Origin of the sequence: Calothrix sp. NIES-3974, assembly GCF_002368395.1 — a bacterium.
Classification (GTDB): domain Bacteria; phylum Cyanobacteriota; class Cyanobacteriia; order Cyanobacteriales; family Nostocaceae; genus NIES-3974.
The window spans coordinates 1,528,702-1,546,204 of sequence record NZ_AP018254.1 but is presented as its reverse complement, the minus strand read 5'-3'; the positions used below and the strand labels follow the sequence as shown (position 1 = coordinate 1,546,204).

Below are 17,503 nucleotides of genomic sequence, written 5' to 3'. Positions count from 1 at the left end.
AACTCAATCCCTTCGTAATTACATGGGGCATAGCCTCGCTGTAGGGAATTGCGAATTACATAGCTTGCTTCCCGTGTAGCGGGTATTACGGATTTGTTGAATGCAATCAATGAAAAGAGCTTGTGAATCAATCATGGATATGGATATGAGGGCGCAAGTAGAAGAATCTACTGAACAGAATGTATTAGTTCATTCATCCGAGACCCGGAAATTAAGTTTGTGGCAGCAAATTCAAGAAGATTGGCAAGCCCACGGTTGTGACTGGACAAAGCCGGGGTTTCGAGCTGTGGCTGTACATCGGTTTGGGGTTTGGCGGATGGGGGTTAAATCGAAGCTATTACGCGCTCCCTTGAGTATTCTGTATCGGATGTTGTATCGAAAAGTACGGAATTCCTATGGAATTGAATTACCTTATACGGTTGACTTAGGACGACGAGTTGTGATTGAGCATCAGAGCGGAATCGTCATTCATGGTTACAGCGTGATTGGAGATGATTGTATTATTCGTCAAGGAGTGACATTAGGAAATCGTTATTTAGAGCATCCCCTGGAAGCACCAAAGTTGGGAAAAAGGGTGAATGTGGGAGCAGGAGCAAAAATATTTGGAGATATTTCCATTGGCGATGATGTGAATATAGGTGCGAATGCGGTGGTTTTAACCGATATTCCTGCAAATTCTACGGCTGTGGGAATTCCTGCCAAAATTATCCAGAAGGAGTAGATTGTGAAAATTGATCAAGTAGTGCAGGTAGTGGAAACCGCTACCAACCTGTTCGTGTGGGTTGGTGTGTTGACGGTATTGATTTTGTGTGGATTTTTATGGGTGGAATGTGTCGCTGCACTATGGCCATCAACCTTAGAACAACAAGTGGGTAAACAATTCAGTGATCGGGAAAAACGGGTGACGGTAATCATTCCTGCTCATAACGAAGAAAATGCGATCGCGCGTACACTCAAACAGTTGAATACTTCCAGTCATAGCAATCAGGATGTGGTGGTGATTGCGGATAACTGTGATGACAACACTGTGGAAATCGCTCGTAGACACGGAGCTAGGGTGATTGAACGTTGTGATGTTGAACGTCGTGGTAAGGGTTATGCACTCGATTACGGAATTCGCTATCTTCGTCAGAATCCACCCGATATCCTAGTCATGATTGATGCGGATTGTTATGTAGACAGACACACAATTCCCCTGTTAACCCAAACCGCGATCGCTACGGGTAAACCAGTACAAGCGAATTATCTGATGAATACACCAGAAAAACCCACAGCTAAAGATGGGATTTCAGCCTTTGCTTTTAAAGTCAAAAACCTCGTGCGATCGCGGGGATTAGCAAGATTGGGTTTACCCTGTGTTTTAGCGGGTACAGGGATGGCTTTTCCTTGGTATGTGATCGAGAAAGTGAATTTAGCTAGTGGTCATATTGTCGAAGATATGAAACTAGGTTTAGATTTGAATTTGGCTGGTTATGGAGCAGTATTTTGTCCTGAAGCACGGGTATTTGGAACTTTACCTAGTAACAAAAAAACAGCCAATACTCAAAGGACTCGTTGGGAACACGGACACCTCCAAACCCTGTTCACCTATGTGCCAATTCTAGTGAAGAGTGCATTACAGCAGCGTCGTTGGGATTTATTTTGGAGTGCTGTGGATTTGGCCATTCCGCCACTTTCTTTACTAGTGATGTTATGGGTTGGAGTCGTGGTGATGTCTTTTAGTCTGGCTTTAGTCACAAGCTTTTGGCTACCGACAATTATTGCGCTCATCGCTGGAGTTTTCCTATTCAGTGGTATTTTCATCTCCTGGAGTAAATTTGCCAAAACTGAACTTCCCCTAGGACAGTTACTAACTATTCCCCTATATATTTTGGGCAAAATTCCCCTATACTTCCGTTTTTTAATCAAACCAGAACGTAATTGGATTCGGACTGAGAGGGAGTAGGTTCTGTCAATCCACTAATAACAAATAATGGGAGGAGTCAGGTTTGGATGACAATTGAAATTCCCAAAAGCCGACTTTTACTTTATAGACTACTTCCTGTAAAGATGACCCGACGGGTGGTCTGTACTCCGAAAAAACGAACTTGTTAAGTATTAAAAATCGACTTTTAAAATATGCTCTCAGAGGTTGTTTGTCAAGTATTAACTATCACTATTTTGACTATCGTCCTGACTCTGGATATGGGTTTATAAAGCTGATTTTCCTTCCAGAGTATAGACGCGACATGTCGCATCTCTCCCTATTCTCAAAACGATAATTCAAGTATTAAAATCAACTTTTAAAACATCCCCTAAGATACGATTGACACTCTCATGTATCCTGTATTCTGTATCCTCTATTCTTGAAAATAATTAATGCGCCTTTTAATTGTTCAGTATGGTGGCGATTATCGCAAAGTATTTGAGCAAGTCCGTAACCGGGGAATTGAAACCTACCATGCTCAAAAATATGTGGTTGAGACCGTGACCGAACTTAGCCAAAAACTGGAGGAAGTTGCTTTACTTTGTTGTCAAACTCAACAAACCTATAATGAAGAGGTGCAACCAGGTTTACGGGTAATTGGAGCAGGAGTGGAACCCTATCAAAATTCCCGACGGGTTTTAGAAATCATTCAAGCTCAACAACCCACCCATTTAGTAATTCACTTCCCCCACGAAAAAATGTTTCGCTGGGGTATCCAGCAGCAAGTTAAAATTTTAGGTTTGTTTGCCGATTCTTTCTTGCAACGAGGTTGGAAACGACGACTAAAAAATTACACTTTGGCAAGATTATTAAACCATCCCCAGGTGGATTTAGTTGCGAATCACGGGATTAATGCTTGCTTATCCTTACAACAGATAGGTGTTAATCCCAACAAAATTATTCCTTGGGATTTTCCCCACCACAGAACCCCCTATATGTTTCCCAGCAAAGAATTAAAAGAATTATCAATTAATTCCCGTCCCCTTCAGTTAGTTTATGTGGGTTTGATACAGAAAAATAAAGGAGTGGGGGATATTTTAACCGCAGTGGCAAAACTGGGTCAATTTCGTCCGCTTTCGGTGAAAATAGCCGGTGGTGGGGAAATCGAGAAATTTCAACGTCGTGCGCAGGCTTTGAAAATTAGTGAACAGGTGGAATTTTTGGGATTAATTCCGCAAACACAGGTGATTGAATTGATGAGTACAGCAGATGCAGTGATTGTTCCCAGTTGGCATGAATATCCGGAGGGATTGCCTTTAACAATTTATGAAGCTCTCTCAACCCGAACACCCATTATTGCCTCTGACCATCCCATGTTTCGCGGTAACTTAATCCACCGTCAAAATGCCATGATATTCCCAGAACGCAATCCCCTGCAATTGGCTGCATGTATCCGTGAATTATTTACCAATCCTGAATTATACGCTCAAATTTCCCTCGCTACTGCCAGCGCTTGGGAAAATTTACAAATACCCCTGAAATGGGGAGATTTGATTCAAAATTGGTTGTATGGTGTCAGGGAAGACCAAACATGGTTTCGCGATCGCTTGAGGTGATACCTGACGGAGAGCTTTCGGGAGCAGGGTCAGAAAATCTGTCAAAATTTGAGTGAAATGGGATGAGAGTCTTTACTGGGATTTATCTCAAAAACTCGACTTCATAGAGTGTTCCAACAAAGTAAATGATTAATTTGATTAATTTACTTTCTTATTGCTGTCTTATTACTGTGTTCGTAATGACAATTAGGTATTTCCTGGATTTCTCACGAGTAAGTTATGAGTCTTGGGTGACGGATTAACTTTTCTTCTACTCCCTACTCCCTTTAAGTTTTAGGGTTTTGTGAGAAATGGGGGATTTGTTTACTTGGAATACTCCTAAGTCGAGAAAACCTGTATTCTGACTCCCAATTAATCAATTTGCGATCGCATTTTGCTGACAAAATCACTCACATTGCCAGAATTTAAACGATAACTCAGGGGATGGGCAATTAACCTAGCTGTGCTTTCGTAGAGGGTTTCAATTTCCACTAAGCCATTTTCCCGCAATGTTCTACCGGTGGAAACCAAATCCACAATCGCTTCTGACATCCCTGTAATTGGACCTAGTTCCACTGAACCATAGAGGGGGATAATTTCCACGGGTAAATCTAAAGTTTGAAAAAAATCCCGTGCGCAATTAACATACTTAGAAGCAACCCGTCCATGAGCAGGTAAATCGAGGGGGGAACGGTAGGAACTGGACTCTTTGACAGCCACCGAGAGACGACAATGACCGAATTTTAAGTCTATCAATTGGGCCACATTAGGTTTTTTCTCCCGTAACACATCGTAACCCACAATACCTAATTGGGCTTGTCCATATTCAACATAAACGGGTACATCCTGCGCTCTAACTAACAGTCCCTTGGCGATTCCCTGGGGATCGATAATTTGCAGTTGGCGAGTATCTGAGTCTAAAAAGGCACTAAAATCTAAACCAGCACCTTTGAGTATACGGATACTATCTTTTAAAAGTCCACCTTTGGGAATGGCTACAACAATCATGGTATTTGCGAAAATAAAATGAATTTGAGATTTTGGATTACTCTTCGAGAAGCTGTACTACGTGGGTCTATAGATTTTGGGTTGAACCTCGTCTACGTTGATGACTCTCCTTGCTCAGATAACTGTGGGAGGTAATCCACATCCTAATTTGCCTTTATTAGCACTCAACAAGCGCCAAAATTGCTAGGCAGGTGTCAGGAGTAGTAAAGTTAAATTACCAGTCAAAGCTTCCCTATTGAACTGCTGGGTATATTATTCAAAATCAAATATAGTTTCTATATATTATTTTTTGAGAGTATTTCACTAACACTATTTTCTCAGGTTTTGACCCATGAGGTAAAATAATTTTTTGCCCCAGTAAAGACGACCCGACGGGTCATCTCTACAGTAATCCAAAATCCAAAATCTCATTGATGCGTATTCTTCTTGTTGATGATGAAGTGGAATTAACCGAACCTCTGACGCGGGTGTTAACGCGGGAAGGTTATCATGTGGATTTTGCTGCTGATGGTGAGGATGGTTTGCATTTGGCGGAAACCGAAAGTTATGATTTGTTGATTTTGGATTGGATGTTACCGGGAAAAACAGGATTGGAAATTTGTCAAGAAATTCGCCGACAGGGTAAAACTACTCCAGTATTATTTTTAACTGCTAAAGATACCCTCGATGATCGAGTGGAAGGGTTAGATGCAGGTGGGGATGATTATTTGGTGAAGCCGTTTGAATTGCGGGAGTTGTTAGCAAGAGTTCGAGCTTTATTAAGACGTTCAGGGGTTTCCATTCCGGAACAGATATCGACACGAATTTGTGTCCATGATTTGGAATTAGACCGGGAAAATCAAATTGCCTATCGTCAAGGTCGGGTGATTGAATTATCGGAAAAAGAAGCACAATTGTTACTGTATTTGATGGAAAATCCCGGACAATTACTGACTCATGCCCAAATTATGCAACATTTGTGGGATGAAAATGAGCAACCGAGTAGTAACGTAATTGCGGCTTTGGTAAGATTGCTACGGCGAAAAATTGAAGTGGGAAACGAGACCCAGCTAATTCATAGCGTTTATGGTAAAGGTTATCGATTTGGCTGTGGAAGTTATTAATGATTTTAACAGTCGCTTTTAATCGCTTTTAATACTGAAATTATCGTTTTTTGGGAGTAGGGAGTAGGGAATCGGGATTAGAGGTGCAGGAAGCGGAAACGTATCGAAATTTAATCGAAATTTAAAACGTATCGAAATTTAATCGAAATTTAAATGATATGGTGTAGTACCGATTCTCATGTACTTTGCAATAAATGAAACTAGAATAATCAACGATTACAGCCCCTGATATGTAGCAAGCATTAGCGTAAACGATATTATTTGAATCCGTTGTAGCTCGCTACGACCTAGGAGTACTCACGTTGACTTACTACTTACAGCAGAATGTATGAAAGTGGTTTTCCCCCACTTCCTACTCCCTTCAGATCAACCAAGATTGAGACAAAAATTTTAAGATTATCTTTTCGGTCTTTCCAGTCATAATCAACAAATATGGGGAATAATATCTATTAAGTTGTGGATATAGCGCTTTGATTGATGATGAAATGGCTTTCGGTTGTTGGCATCGGCGAAGATGGATTGTCAGGGTTAAGTGCGATCGCAACTGCGGTTCTAGAACAAGCGGAGGTCATCGTCGGTGGAAATCGTCATTTGGCGATGCTGCCACCGGATGATCACCGGGAAAAAATATCCTGGACATCACCCCTAGAACCGACGATCGACGAAATTGTCGCTCGCCGTGGTAAAAATGTTTGCGTCTTGGCAAGTGGAGACCCGCAATATCACGGAATTGGTGTGGTTTTACTCCAGCGCATTCCGATTACAGAAATGACCATTATTCCAGCCCCTTCGTCCTTTAGTTTAGCTTGTGCGCGATTGGGGTGGGCATTGGCTGATGTGGAAAAAATTAGTCTAACGACCCGTCCCCCAGAAATCCTACCTGCGGTTCTCTATCCAGGTGCAAAAATTCTGGTGCTAAGTGCTGGCAATTATACCCCGGCGAAAATTGCTGGGATTTTATCGAAGCAGGGCTATGGAAACAGTAAGATCACAATTTTAGAGCGCATGGGTGGAGTCAATGAGCGTATCCTGACTACCACCGCCAATGAATTTAATTATACCGATATTGCCGCCCTCAACACGATTGCCATTGAGTGTATCGCCGACAAAGGAATCGTACCGCGATCGCGTTTGGCTGGTTTGCCTGATACTGCCTACTACCACGATGGACAAATCACCAAGTCGGAGGCTAGAGCCATTACTCTAGCAGCTTTAGCACCCCTTCCCGGTCAATTACTCTGGGATGTGGGTGCAGGATGCGGTTCCATCAGCATTGAATGGATGCGCAGTCATCCCAATTGTCGCGCAATCGCTATTGAGCAGGATTCCCGCCGTTGTACCTATATTGCTGATAATGCCCTATCCCTTGGCGTTCCTTCTCTACGCATTGTTAACGGTGATGCACCCCAAGCCTTAGCTAGTTTAGAGTCCCCCGATGCCGTCTTTATTGGTGGCGGTTTAACTACTATTGACACCTTTGAAACCTGCTGGTATGCCCTGAAACCCGGTGGTACTTTAGTTGTCAACGCCGTAACGGTGGAAAGCGAACATCTAATTTTAAACTTTCACCACAAGTATGGCGGTAGACTTTCACGCATCAACATTCAACGCGCTGAACCGTTAGGAAAATTCTTAAGTTGGCGCTCTTTTTCCCCTATTACCCAGTGGGTTGTGAATAAAACTAGTTAGAGGATGTTTTAAAAGTCGATTTTAATACTCAATAAGATCGTTTTTGGGGGTGGGGAGTAGGGAATCGGGAGAGACGCGACATGTCGTGTCTGTACTTTATCGCGTCTGTACTTTATAACGACAAATGTACCGTTTGAGTCTATTGACTTCAGGACTATTCCAGCAAAACTGATAAAAAAATGTTCATCGTCAATGCTCGAAATGCTATCACCAGACAGGTGGATGTATCGTCTCTTTTGCCTCAAAGGTTTGCGGGTAAAGGGTTACAGGATTTAGAATGATAATTATTATCATGAACGAGATAGACGAACCCCTTGGAGACATATTTCTATACTAATAGAAACCTGATTAAAAATCAATCCTTTTCCTCAAATTTTGATTGAACAAACTGCGATATTAATACGTATTGTAAAAAAACGGGGTGAGAAGAATTAAATATTTTTTTACGTCATGTCATGTAGAGACGTAGCATCGCTACGTCTCTACGATAATTTGGGTTTGGTTTTAGGGTTTTAATGTATGAAATTGATTCGTTGGATATGTGAAACCCTGATAGAGATGCCATATATCGCGTCTCTACATTATTTCCGCCATATATCGCGTCTCTCCTCAACCACAAAATCAATGGTGACTGCATACCCCCCTCACCCTGAGAAATATATATAATTGGAACCTAGATGCCCAAATTTCCACTGGAACTATAACTGTAAAAACACTGAAGAATTACGTAAAATTACATAATCAACTGGATAAAATCTGAAATAGCAGTAGAGATGTTCCATCGGAACGTCTCTACTGGGGTGTCGTTCGCGTCTCTACGAAATTTCTAATAGGGGGGATAACCAAAATCATCCTCATCGGCGTAAACATAGGAATTAGAAACCGCAGCCATTGACATTTTGCTGTTACCTTGACCATTCCCATTTTCATTGCGAACTGGTTCTTTGCCAAAATCCTTATATTCTTCAAAGGTGCGGGTGATCATAGCAGATTCAGGGGAATCGGAAGCAATTAAATATTCAGTCAAGGTGGAAACTGTCGGGTGTTTGTAGTCCACCGTGGAAGCGACGAGAACCGTGTTGGGATGGATTCCCCTTTCTTCACATTCGATGATAGGACTAAAAATACCGTGGGCATGAAATAGGGGACCTTTTGGTGCAAATGGTTGCTTGCGATAACCTGCATAGGCTCTTTCTAGTTCAATTAAAAATCCCCCTGCGGGTCTGCCTTGTTGATATTCGCAATAGCTTTTACTAAAACTGGCTCCTGCAACTCCATGAAGGGTTAATTGTAGGGGTTGGGAATGTAAGAAGGTTTTGTTTTCACTAACTAGATAGACAAGATAGCGAGTGAAGGTTTTGTATTTGAGTTTATCTGCTAAAAATGCATCATAGTTGTCCCGTAGGGTTCCTAATTTGACTCCGGTTTCTCTATCTTTGAGGGAAATTGGTCCACGACGAATAATTACTAAACGGGGACTTGTGGATAGATAAATGGTTTCAATGCCAGAGCTGAATTCATGTTCGACCTGTACCCAGTTTAAATCCGGTTGGAAACCGACGGCGTTAGCGTTGTCTAGCTTAATTGCTAATCCATACTGTTGCACCCCATCGGGACTGTAGCGGGGGTTAATCATTTGACACCAGGGTATCACCTGGGGAGGTGGAGCGTTAAATTTTTCGTCCTCAAAATCAAATTTTATAGATGCTTTCATCGTTATTTCAAAGAATACAGGAGACAGGAGCAAATTAGTTTTTATTTTTGATTTTTGCTTTGATTGATTATTTATAGGACCTAGGCACTCGTGATGAGGAATTAGGTGTTGGGGATTGCTACTTTACAAGAAGCCACTGCGCGTCTGCCTGACGACCCTGCGGTCGATCTGCTAAGGAAGAAGTGCAATGAGGGTGTTTAGGTTGTCCTGGCGTAAGTCCTGGTTTATTTTATTGATATTGATTGGTTGCTGCTCGTGTTGGTCTGATTTACATAATTCAATTTACTCATATTTCCATAGTGGAGGACAGTTACTGGTCAATACCATACTAACGCCAACTAACGCCATACTTGAGAGATTTGAGTGAGGACAGAGTTTTTTTGTGATACATGTGTTTTATCATGATTCGGAAGCTTTAGGCACATTCTGATGCAGTTTGTAACAAATACCCAGGCGATGTCCATAGGTGATAGGAAAAAGTAACCCCACACCCGAAAAGATGTGGGGTATTTGGTAAAAGTAAATACTCAAAGGGTTTCCAATTTGTCTGCTGAACTCTAGAAAAAATCTCAAGCTATTAATTTCTATTTTTGAAAGATTCGAGCCATTCTTGCATTTGGGTGCGAGCAACATCACGACCACCTAAACCGAAGGCAAGGGCGATCGCAACGGCAATTGCGCCAAGTAATAAACCAAAGGCAAGGTTGACGATATCGGGGGCAACACCGATTTGTTGGAGTGCCATTGCTGACACGAGGGTAATAATGGCGATTCGGGCTACCTGTCCTAAAATCCGAGCTTGGGATGAGCCTGTACTAGTAATAATACCAAAGGCAAAATTGGCAAGGAATAAACCAATACCAAATACTACCAAACCAGCTAGAATCCGTCCCATGACAACCAGAATGCCGTTAACCAGGCTTGTCAAGGCTGGAATGCGGAGAATATCGACTGCTGCGACGGTGGCAAACAGCATAATTCCCACAAGGGTGATAATGCCAGCTATTTCCGATGGGGTGCGAGGAGGAAGGCGAACTTCTCCGGTAGTGGTAGTTGTTGTCTCCGTCCGCAGAGATGGTAATCCCAGTACGGAAAAGATATTGTTAAAGCCGATGCTAGTAAGAATACTGGTGACTAAATCAGCGATAAATCTAGCGAAGAAGTAGGCCACCGTCAAAATTGCACCAGCCGTGAAAATCAACGGTAGGGCATTTAAAACTTGTTGCAACATGGCGATCGCGGGTAGGGAAATCGCTTGGATTTGCAACGCGTTTAAGGTGGCGATCGCAACGGGGATTAGGAAGAGAATATAAACAATCGTACCGATAATCGTCGAAAGGGATTGAACTCCCGCAGTTGTACTCAAACCAAAACGACTACCAATATGATCAATACCAGTACTTGCTAGGAGATTAGTGACAATGCGACGAATCACATTTGCCGCAAACCAACCTACTGTCCCAATTAAAATGGCGGCGAAGATATTTGGTAAGATCGCCAGAATTTGCGTCACCATGTTTTGGATTGGCTGTAACGCCAATTGTAGTCCCAAGGTATCGAGTACCGGAACCAAAAACAGCAGGAAAATAAACCAGTACAAAGCGTTACCAATGGTTTGGGATAGGGACATAGATCCTAAACCAGGAACGTTATCCTCCGGTGGGTTGAGACGCTCGTCAATTCGTAAGGCATCCAATCCCCGAATTGTAATCATTCTAACAATGCTTGCTAAAATCCAAGCTGCACCCACTAAAATGCCTACAGCTAGTAATTTCGGCAAAAATTCGCCAATTTGATTTAGGAAACGGTTGAGAGGTTGGGAAGCGACCCGTAGTTCCAAGGTGTCCAGTACAGCCACTACTGCAATCAGCAGCACACTCCAAAAGACTAACCCGGAGATGATTTTTTCGATTTGAATGTTATCTTGACTACCCGTCAAGCTGGCTGCAATACGGTTGTCAATTTTTGTCCGATTTAAAAGTCCCCGAACGATTGCTGCTGCGATCGCTGCAATTAGCCAGCCAACAAGGAGAATCCCAACAGCCGCTAATAACCGAGGTAAGAACTGCACAACTTGCTGTACAGCACCCTGGACATAATCCACCGATTCACCGCCAAGGGTCGGTGATTGTGCTAAAAATTGCCCTACCTGCATCACCAAACCCGATTCCATTATTGGGGTTATGTCGTGCCAAGTTGTAAGCATGGTTTTCCGTTATTAAAAATTAACTGTTATCACAAAAACACTGCAAATGTTATTGGGTAAGGTTGCTGCAAACAACCTAATATCAAATAACTTGTTAGTGTTTGACTTGTAATTTACCAGTAAACTATTACCATAAATCGACATCTAGTGAGTTTTTTTACGTTTTCATTAATATTTTGTCGCCAGCCCCACAAAACATCTCAAATATATGCCTTTTTACGGATTTTTAGGTTTCAATATATACATCTCTCTTTGCGAGCAATGCATATTTGAATGGGAAAAACAATTTATCTTGAGATATATATCTTTTGTCGCGTTAATTTTAATTACTGAATAAAAATATGGTCAACTATTCAATATTTGCCAGGTTTGACAAGCGATTTCCCAGTCTTCCTGGGTATGTATAACTAGAATCCGCACAGAGGAATCAATGGTGGCAATATCCGCATCTACAGGATAGCTTTGATTTTTTTCCTGATCCAGTTTTATACCCAGATAGGTTAATCCTTCACAGGTGGCTTGACGAATCAGGGGTGAGTTTTCCCCGACTCCGGCAGTGAACAATAACACATCTATTCCTCCTAAGCTGGCAATCATGGCGGCAATTTGACTACGGAGACGATGGATGTATACATCGATAGCTAGTTGGGCACGGGCATTACCTTGATTCGCAGAGGCGATCGCACTGCGCATATCACTGGAAACACCGGAAATTCCGATTAATCCAGATTCTTTATTGAGGATGCGATCCAGTTGATCAACACTGATTTGCTCTTGACGGAGCATATGAATCAAAATCCCAGGATCAACACTACCGCAGCGACTACCCATCATTAACCCATCCAGGGGTGTAAATCCCATTGTGGTATCAATACTGTGTCCGTTATGGATGGCAGCGAGGGATGCACCATTTCCCAAATGACAGCTAACTATACGTAGGGAATCGATGTCACAATTGAGTATTTTGGCTGCACGTCGAGTGCAATATTGGTGGCTAATTCCGTGGAAACCGTACTTCCGAATACCTTTTTCCACCCAGGAGTAGGGGATAGGATAAATTGCCGCCGCATCAGGAATATTACTATGAAATGCCGTATCAAATACTGCCACTTGCGGAATATTTGCCAGATATTCCTCAATTGCTGTGATACCCTCTAGATTAGCAGGATTGTGGGCTGGTGCGAGGTTTGCTAAATTTGCGATCGCGTTTTTGACATCAGCATCGATAGTCACACTTTGGCGGTATTTTTGTCCCCCATGTACAACTCGATGTCCGACTGCATCTATTTCCGCAAGGTGGGTAATAACTTGGGTCGAACCTTGAATCAGGGTTTGAAATAGGTAGGAAATAACTTCTAAGCGGGATTGGGTAGAAATTTCCTGATATAAACTTTGATGATTAGCTGTTTTGACTTTAATTTCGGCAATCCCCGGACTGTGACTCCAATCAACACTTGCTTCCCATAGGGGTTGGGGAGGTTGCTCGCTGATTTGGGTAATTTCGTATAAACAAGTTTTTTGACTACTGGAACCCGCGTTGAAGACGAGAATTTTCATTGTCTAGCTAGAAAATAGGGATTGGGGAATTAAAATGTTTAGCTGTGTCCACTGATATATGGGGACTATTGGGAATTGATTAAGTCTTGCATCTTGGGTAAGTTCAAAATAAATTGAACTCAGTATTAACTAATCGCTCGACTACGCTACCATACACCTGGGACTTTTCGTCCTATTCTCAAGAGAGAAGTCTATATTAAATGGACTACCAACAACATCTACATGGCGAGATAAATTAATCACTGTATTTATGAATAATTACGTATTTACTGGTAAGGGACAAGATGTAATTTCTCAATGTGAGATCAGTTATATAGACTGGATTCACTACAGATATTTTGTCAATGCTTCGACTACCTTGGAAAAGGCTTTTACTCGTATGATGTTAACCCAAAAATTAATCAAGCAAATCTACTCACAGGATAGAATATGCGACAAATTTATCCCAGATTCAGCAAAATAGTCACTCGATTACTACTTTCACTTGTTTTGATACTGTCATTCCTAATTCCGAACTATGGATTAGCACAAAGCCAAAAAAACACAAATACAGCCAACAGCAACAAGGACAGTATAGTGATTGTCCGAACTCGAAAAGTTTATCAAGGTATACGACAACTATTTCGACGACAGAAACCGGATAAATCGGTCAAAAAACAAGTTAATCGCCCGAATATTTGGCAAAGATGGCGACAAAAACGGCAAAAAGCCCAAAATAACCGTCCTCAGTCAGGCTTTTGGTCAAGATTCAGAATTCGCAGGAAAAACCCTAGTACTCGATCAAGCCAAAATTGACTGGTAAATGTAATTTACTACTCTCTAACCCCATTAGATATCTTGGGGTTGGTCAAGTATTAATATACCTGCGGCCATGTGGAGATGATAAACACAATCACCGCGATCGCAGCAAGTACCCCTTGAATTAAATTACCGACCACTGTACCGACAACAATCCCCACACCCGCTTTCACAGCGACTTTGAGATTACGACAATATAAAAATTCTCCAACAATTGCTCCTAACAAAGGTCCAAATAAAACCCCTAATAGGGGACCACCAAAGGGTAAAGTGGGTAACAAACCAAAAAATCCCAACAATAATCCCACAAACGACCCTATTTGTCCCCACTTACTTGCACCAGCTTTCTGCGCACCAATATAACCCGCAAGAAAATCCACAGCGATACTCAAAATAAAAACTATACCAGTAACAACCAAGGGAATAGTCACAGCCGCAAAGGATTTTTGGACAAACCCCCAAATTGCGATCGCGACTAAAATTAAACTAGAACCAGGTAACGCGGGAACCACTGCACCAATCACCCCCACAACCATGAGGGTGATTAGTAACCAGTAATAGACAGTTAACATAGATTTATCGGTTTATAGCTTTATGGAGAAACACATATCCCCTATCGGGATCAAGTTTAGAATAGATGGATATTTCCCGTTGGTAAAGTCTGGATTCCCACACGCATAATTAAATAAAACTTTAGAGGATGTTTGGAAGGTGTCAATAAATACTTTATTAACCACTTCCTAGAGACAGGAAATAAGCTCAAACAGTAAGAGTCTCAATCTCTCTCCTATACCCTAGCTTTCACATCCTGAAAACAACTGCCGCACATCTTCAATACTATCAGCTAAAACCACACAGCGTAAAATTTCTTGCAATCGCTGTAAATCATAAATTTGTGAAATTTGAGGCATTAACTCCAATCCCTCCCTACCAAATTTAGCTTCCAAACTCGTTTGTATACTCACCCTTGTTCCCTGTGCTTCTCCCCGTGCTTCCCCTTCACGCAATATTTCTAGATACCAAGGTGACTCACGTAAAACTCCCATATCCCACCTCATAATTTCTTGAACAACTGCACTCTCTAACACAAAGGTAGCAAAAAAGGCTAAAACCGTCTCCAACTGATTTAAGTTCTCGTCTTGACGTAGTATCTGTAAGGCTTCCCGAATGATTGATTCATTATTTCCTCCTTGAAGAATTGGCACAAATGGTAATAATGAAGGTAAAGACTGTTGAAAGGGTATATTCACATCAACTTCCCAAAGATTAATTACCCGGTAATCTTGAATTGCTCTTAATCCTCCCAGATTTGATGTGAAGGTTGTAGGTATCTCCCCATCCATTGTGGGTAAAATATTAATTAAAACGGGATAGGTTGGTAATTCAAATTTTTCTTCTGCTAATGCTGCATAGGAGCGCATTCGCCGAGGCATTTTATTGTTGTAGCGCAATTGCAGTTCATTTAATAACAAAAACTCTCCCCATTCTGGACTAAACGTGCGAATTAACACATCACTTTCTCGGCTAATCCATTGAAATTCTCCGGATAGAATTTCCCTTGCTTGGAGATTAGAAATCCCTGTCACCCATCGTACCCAATTATCCGGTGCCAAGCTAATTAATTTTTTCGTGCTGGTATCTGCTGGTTTCGGCATATTTTAATTTATACTTTATATTTTTTTTGCTACCCAACCACCGACCCAAAATCCTGTGTAAAATCGATGAGGAAAAGTAAATCCAGCCTCTGTAAATAAATCAAATAATCGCGTTTCAGGGATAGGATAAACACTATGGTGCATAATTTCAATCAATTCTTCACTTTTTTGTGCAGGTAATCCCATCTCCTGCCAATAATGTTTTATGTAATCCAAATTAGTTGTGAATTCCGGTGTATTTTTATCTCCAAATACATCAACCAAAATCAAATTCGCTGATGGTTGTAAACGTGCAGCAATTGCTTGTAAAAACCCCAATTTAGCACCATCATCAGGAATAAAGTGCATCACCAAGATTGATGTTGCGGCATCATACAGAGTTGTTGTCGGTAAATCTTGAGTATAACCAGTTACCAATTGAATCCGTTGCCCATACTGATGCTGTTGAATTTTTGATTGCGCGATCGCTAACATATCCGCAGATGGATCAACTCCTAACATCTGCCATCCGGGACAACTCTGGGCATATTTAATCAATTCTATTCCCGTACCTGCACCAACCACTAATAAATTCGCCGTCGATGGCAATTGGGATTTTAACACCGATAATCCCATCATTTGCATGGCTTCATATCCAGGTAATACCATCCGCACCGTTTTATCGTAATCACTAGTAGCGATGGGTGGATTCCGGTCAAAATCAATTTGTGCTGGTAATTCCATAAATATGAATAGGTGGGTAGGGAGTTATATTAAATCTTGAAGTCGGACTCCTATGTAGGGTCTGCTGTAAAAGTCTGAAGCGTGAGGCTAGGGAAAAGGGAGGGGGTAGAGATGACCCATCAGTTCGTCTGTTAAGGAAATAGTTGGAACCATTGTGATTCCACTTTTCACTGATTGCAAAAATTACAAATACCTCCTACATCATTTTATTTTCCTATCCCCTGTTGAAAAGTTTTCACCGCGTCCACATGATTAACCTGTAATACCAATTTAAAAAATGCGACAGAAGAATTTTGTGTGTAATGTGTAGAGACGTAATATATTACGTCTCTTATTCTGTTTTGTTTTGTTATATATTACGTCTCCTATTCCATTTTTTTCTGAATTCAATGGATTATCTGTTTCTAGATTATTGTTCGGTCAAAGTCACTGCTAATTTATCCGCAATCCCCGCTATCCAGTTTTCATCCTGTTTGGTATAACTGCGGGGTGCATTTGCTCCTAATATTAATGCACCTCTATTCCCAATTGGTTGACAAATTACCCCTTGGGTATTTTCTGGTAAATAATCAAATTCAATCCGACCAGGATAGACTTTTAAATCGACTAAATAAACGGGTTTTTGCTTTTCTAAAACCCGTGTTAATATTGCTCCCGGTTTTACTTCCGATTTTGCTGCGAGAATGCCTCTGCGCAACAAAACTTTACCATCCACAAACACAACAATAGTGCGGGTAACTGTATTAGTTAATAATAAATGGGTAGCCCAAGCTAATTCTGTTTTGACAGCATCAGACAAATTTTGATCCAATTCAAATCCTTCTTCTCCAACTAATTCCACCGCTTCCGGTAGACGAGGTTGAACTTGCTGCCACAGGAGTCCCGTCAAAATTAATACAGCACTTAAAATTACACCTAATGCATCTCCTCGCGCTTGGGATGGCATTAATTCCGGTGTTAGTAAACGATTAATCAACAAAAGTATAGCGCCTAACCCACCAACAACGATAGGTAAGCGCCGCAAAACAAGATTGGAGTCTGTTTTTGCCATGCCTGTTTTCAATTTTTTGGAGATAGTGAGTGCTGATTGTTACTTAGTGGGGATGAGTATGAAAATCTGAATTTATAGGTGATGAAAAATGAAACTTTTTCAGGAGAATACAGGAGACAGAATACAGAATACTTCCTGAATAAATCCCGCAGAACCTGAAGTCAGGTAAAGGGTCTGGAATTTGGAGTCAGGATATACTGAGATAGTGTTTCACTCTCTAGGAATGCTCCAATCGTATTATTCGCCTGCAAAAAAGCAATACTAATTGGAAAAAAGAAAACGATGGATGGAGAGATGAAACCCCAATATAACTACAACCTGGATTTCTCACAAGTAATTTGTAAGCCTTGAGTAACGGACTGATTTTCCTTCTACACCCTAGGGGTACGCGCAGGGTTGTCGTAGACTAGACGCGTAGCGTCTACACTACTCCCTACTCCCTGTGATTTTTAGGGTTTTGTGAGAAATGCGGGTACAAGGGATTCCCAAACCCATCAA

At 41.5% G+C, this 17,503-nt stretch carries 14 protein-coding genes; 6 read left to right on the top strand and 8 right to left on the bottom strand.

Translation table 11 applies throughout. The features are described from left to right. Positions 1 to 145 precede the first annotated feature (145 nt). From CDC37_RS06010 to CDC37_RS06000, 3 genes are all read left to right on the top strand, one after another. Positions 146 to 721, top strand: a complete 576-nt coding sequence (locus CDC37_RS06010; RefSeq protein WP_096625950.1) for a serine O-acetyltransferase — start codon at positions 146 to 148, stop codon at positions 719 to 721. A gap of 3 nt (positions 722 to 724) precedes the next feature. Then, on the top strand, positions 725 to 1,945 hold the full coding sequence (locus CDC37_RS06005; RefSeq protein ID WP_096620943.1) for a glycosyltransferase family 2 protein: 1,221 nt from the start codon (positions 725 to 727) through the stop codon (positions 1,943 to 1,945). A 413-nt stretch (positions 1,946 to 2,358) separates the two neighbouring features. After that, on the top strand, positions 2,359 to 3,522 hold the full coding sequence (locus CDC37_RS06000) for a glycosyltransferase (RefSeq protein WP_096620942.1): 1,164 nt from the start codon (positions 2,359 to 2,361) through the stop codon (positions 3,520 to 3,522). A gap of 351 nt (positions 3,523 to 3,873) precedes the next feature. On the opposite strand, the gene hisG is transcribed toward CDC37_RS06000, so the two are convergent. Next, positions 3,874 to 4,509: an ATP phosphoribosyltransferase gene (gene hisG, locus CDC37_RS05995; protein ID WP_096620941.1), complete on the bottom strand. Its 636-nt coding sequence runs from the start codon at positions 4,507 to 4,509 to the stop codon at positions 3,874 to 3,876. Positions 4,510 to 4,922: 413 nt separating this feature from the next. Between hisG and rppA the strand changes: the two genes are divergently transcribed. Next, on the top strand, positions 4,923 to 5,612 hold the full coding sequence (gene rppA, locus CDC37_RS05990; protein ID WP_096620940.1) for a two-component system response regulator RppA: 690 nt from the start codon (positions 4,923 to 4,925) through the stop codon (positions 5,610 to 5,612). A 477-nt stretch (positions 5,613 to 6,089) separates the two neighbouring features. After that, the gene (gene cbiE / locus CDC37_RS05985; RefSeq protein WP_096620939.1) at positions 6,090 to 7,301 is read left to right on the top strand and encodes a precorrin-6y C5,15-methyltransferase (decarboxylating) subunit CbiE; all 1,212 of its coding nucleotides are present in this window, start codon (positions 6,090 to 6,092) and stop codon (positions 7,299 to 7,301) included. 826 nt (positions 7,302 to 8,127) lie between these two features. Here the strand turns inward: cbiE and CDC37_RS05980 are convergent. The 3 genes from CDC37_RS05980 to CDC37_RS05970 form a co-directional block, all read right to left on the bottom strand. Continuing rightward, positions 8,128 to 9,015: a DUF5895 domain-containing protein gene (locus CDC37_RS05980; RefSeq protein WP_096620938.1), complete on the bottom strand. Its 888-nt coding sequence runs from the start codon at positions 9,013 to 9,015 to the stop codon at positions 8,128 to 8,130. A gap of 577 nt (positions 9,016 to 9,592) precedes the next feature. After that, positions 9,593 to 11,221 carry a mechanosensitive ion channel gene (locus tag CDC37_RS05975; protein WP_096620937.1) on the bottom strand — a complete coding sequence of 543 codons (1,629 nt, stop codon included), beginning with the start codon at positions 11,219 to 11,221 and terminating at the stop codon, positions 9,593 to 9,595. Between the two features lie 345 nt (positions 11,222 to 11,566). Further along, complete coding sequence (locus CDC37_RS05970) at positions 11,567 to 12,778, bottom strand: acetate/propionate family kinase (RefSeq protein WP_096620936.1); 1,212 nt, start codon at positions 12,776 to 12,778, stop codon at positions 11,567 to 11,569. 580 nt (positions 12,779 to 13,358) lie between these two features. Between CDC37_RS05970 and CDC37_RS05960 the strand changes: the two genes are divergently transcribed. Then, positions 13,359 to 13,580 carry a hypothetical protein gene (locus CDC37_RS05960; protein ID WP_096620934.1) on the top strand — a complete coding sequence of 74 codons (222 nt, stop codon included), beginning with the start codon at positions 13,359 to 13,361 and terminating at the stop codon, positions 13,578 to 13,580. A gap of 52 nt (positions 13,581 to 13,632) precedes the next feature. Here CDC37_RS05960 and CDC37_RS05955 read toward each other — a convergent pair whose 3' ends face one another. The 4 genes from CDC37_RS05955 to CDC37_RS05940 all read right to left on the bottom strand — a co-directional run bounded on the left by CDC37_RS05955 (position 13,633) and on the right by CDC37_RS05940 (position 17,005). Then, positions 13,633 to 14,148: a DUF456 domain-containing protein gene (locus CDC37_RS05955; protein WP_096620933.1), complete on the bottom strand. Its 516-nt coding sequence runs from the start codon at positions 14,146 to 14,148 to the stop codon at positions 13,633 to 13,635. Positions 14,149 to 14,370: 222 nt separating this feature from the next. Further along, positions 14,371 to 15,231, bottom strand: a complete 861-nt coding sequence (locus CDC37_RS05950) for a transposase (RefSeq protein ID WP_096620932.1) — start codon at positions 15,229 to 15,231, stop codon at positions 14,371 to 14,373. 15 nt (positions 15,232 to 15,246) lie between these two features. Beyond that, a complete protein-coding gene (locus CDC37_RS05945; RefSeq protein WP_096620931.1) occupies positions 15,247 to 15,954 on the bottom strand; it encodes a class I SAM-dependent methyltransferase in 708 nt (235 codons plus the stop codon). A 409-nt stretch (positions 15,955 to 16,363) separates the two neighbouring features. Further along, entirely contained in the window at positions 16,364 to 17,005 is a 642-nt protein-coding gene (locus tag CDC37_RS05940; protein ID WP_096620930.1) for a cofactor assembly of complex C subunit B, read from the bottom strand. Positions 17,006 to 17,503 lie beyond the last annotated feature (498 nt).

What these genes read in the sequence shown, in the direction of transcription:
- CDC37_RS06010 (WP_096625950.1), top strand. Translation starts at nt 146, where the DNA reads ATGAGGGCGCAAGTAGAAGAATCTACTGAACAGAATGTATTAGTTCAT.
- CDC37_RS06000 (WP_096620942.1), top strand. Translation starts at nt 2,359, where the DNA reads ATGCGCCTTTTAATTGTTCAGTATGGTGGCGATTATCGCAAAGTATTT.
- hisG (WP_096620941.1), bottom strand. Translation starts at nt 4,509, where the DNA reads ATGATTGTTGTAGCCATTCCCAAAGGTGGACTTTTAAAAGATAGTATC.
- rppA (WP_096620940.1), top strand. Translation starts at nt 4,923, where the DNA reads ATGCGTATTCTTCTTGTTGATGATGAAGTGGAATTAACCGAACCTCTG.
- cbiE (WP_096620939.1), top strand. Translation starts at nt 6,090, where the DNA reads ATGATGAAATGGCTTTCGGTTGTTGGCATCGGCGAAGATGGATTGTCA.
- CDC37_RS05980 (WP_096620938.1), bottom strand. Translation starts at nt 9,015, where the DNA reads ATGAAAGCATCTATAAAATTTGATTTTGAGGACGAAAAATTTAACGCT.
- CDC37_RS05975 (WP_096620937.1), bottom strand. Translation starts at nt 11,221, where the DNA reads ATGCTTACAACTTGGCACGACATAACCCCAATAATGGAATCGGGTTTG.
- CDC37_RS05970 (WP_096620936.1), bottom strand. Translation starts at nt 12,778, where the DNA reads ATGAAAATTCTCGTCTTCAACGCGGGTTCCAGTAGTCAAAAAACTTGT.
- CDC37_RS05955 (WP_096620933.1), bottom strand. Translation starts at nt 14,148, where the DNA reads ATGTTAACTGTCTATTACTGGTTACTAATCACCCTCATGGTTGTGGGG.
- CDC37_RS05950 (WP_096620932.1), bottom strand. Translation starts at nt 15,231, where the DNA reads ATGCCGAAACCAGCAGATACCAGCACGAAAAAATTAATTAGCTTGGCA.
- CDC37_RS05945 (WP_096620931.1), bottom strand. Translation starts at nt 15,954, where the DNA reads ATGGAATTACCAGCACAAATTGATTTTGACCGGAATCCACCCATCGCT.
- CDC37_RS05940 (WP_096620930.1), bottom strand. Translation starts at nt 17,005, where the DNA reads ATGGCAAAAACAGACTCCAATCTTGTTTTGCGGCGCTTACCTATCGTT.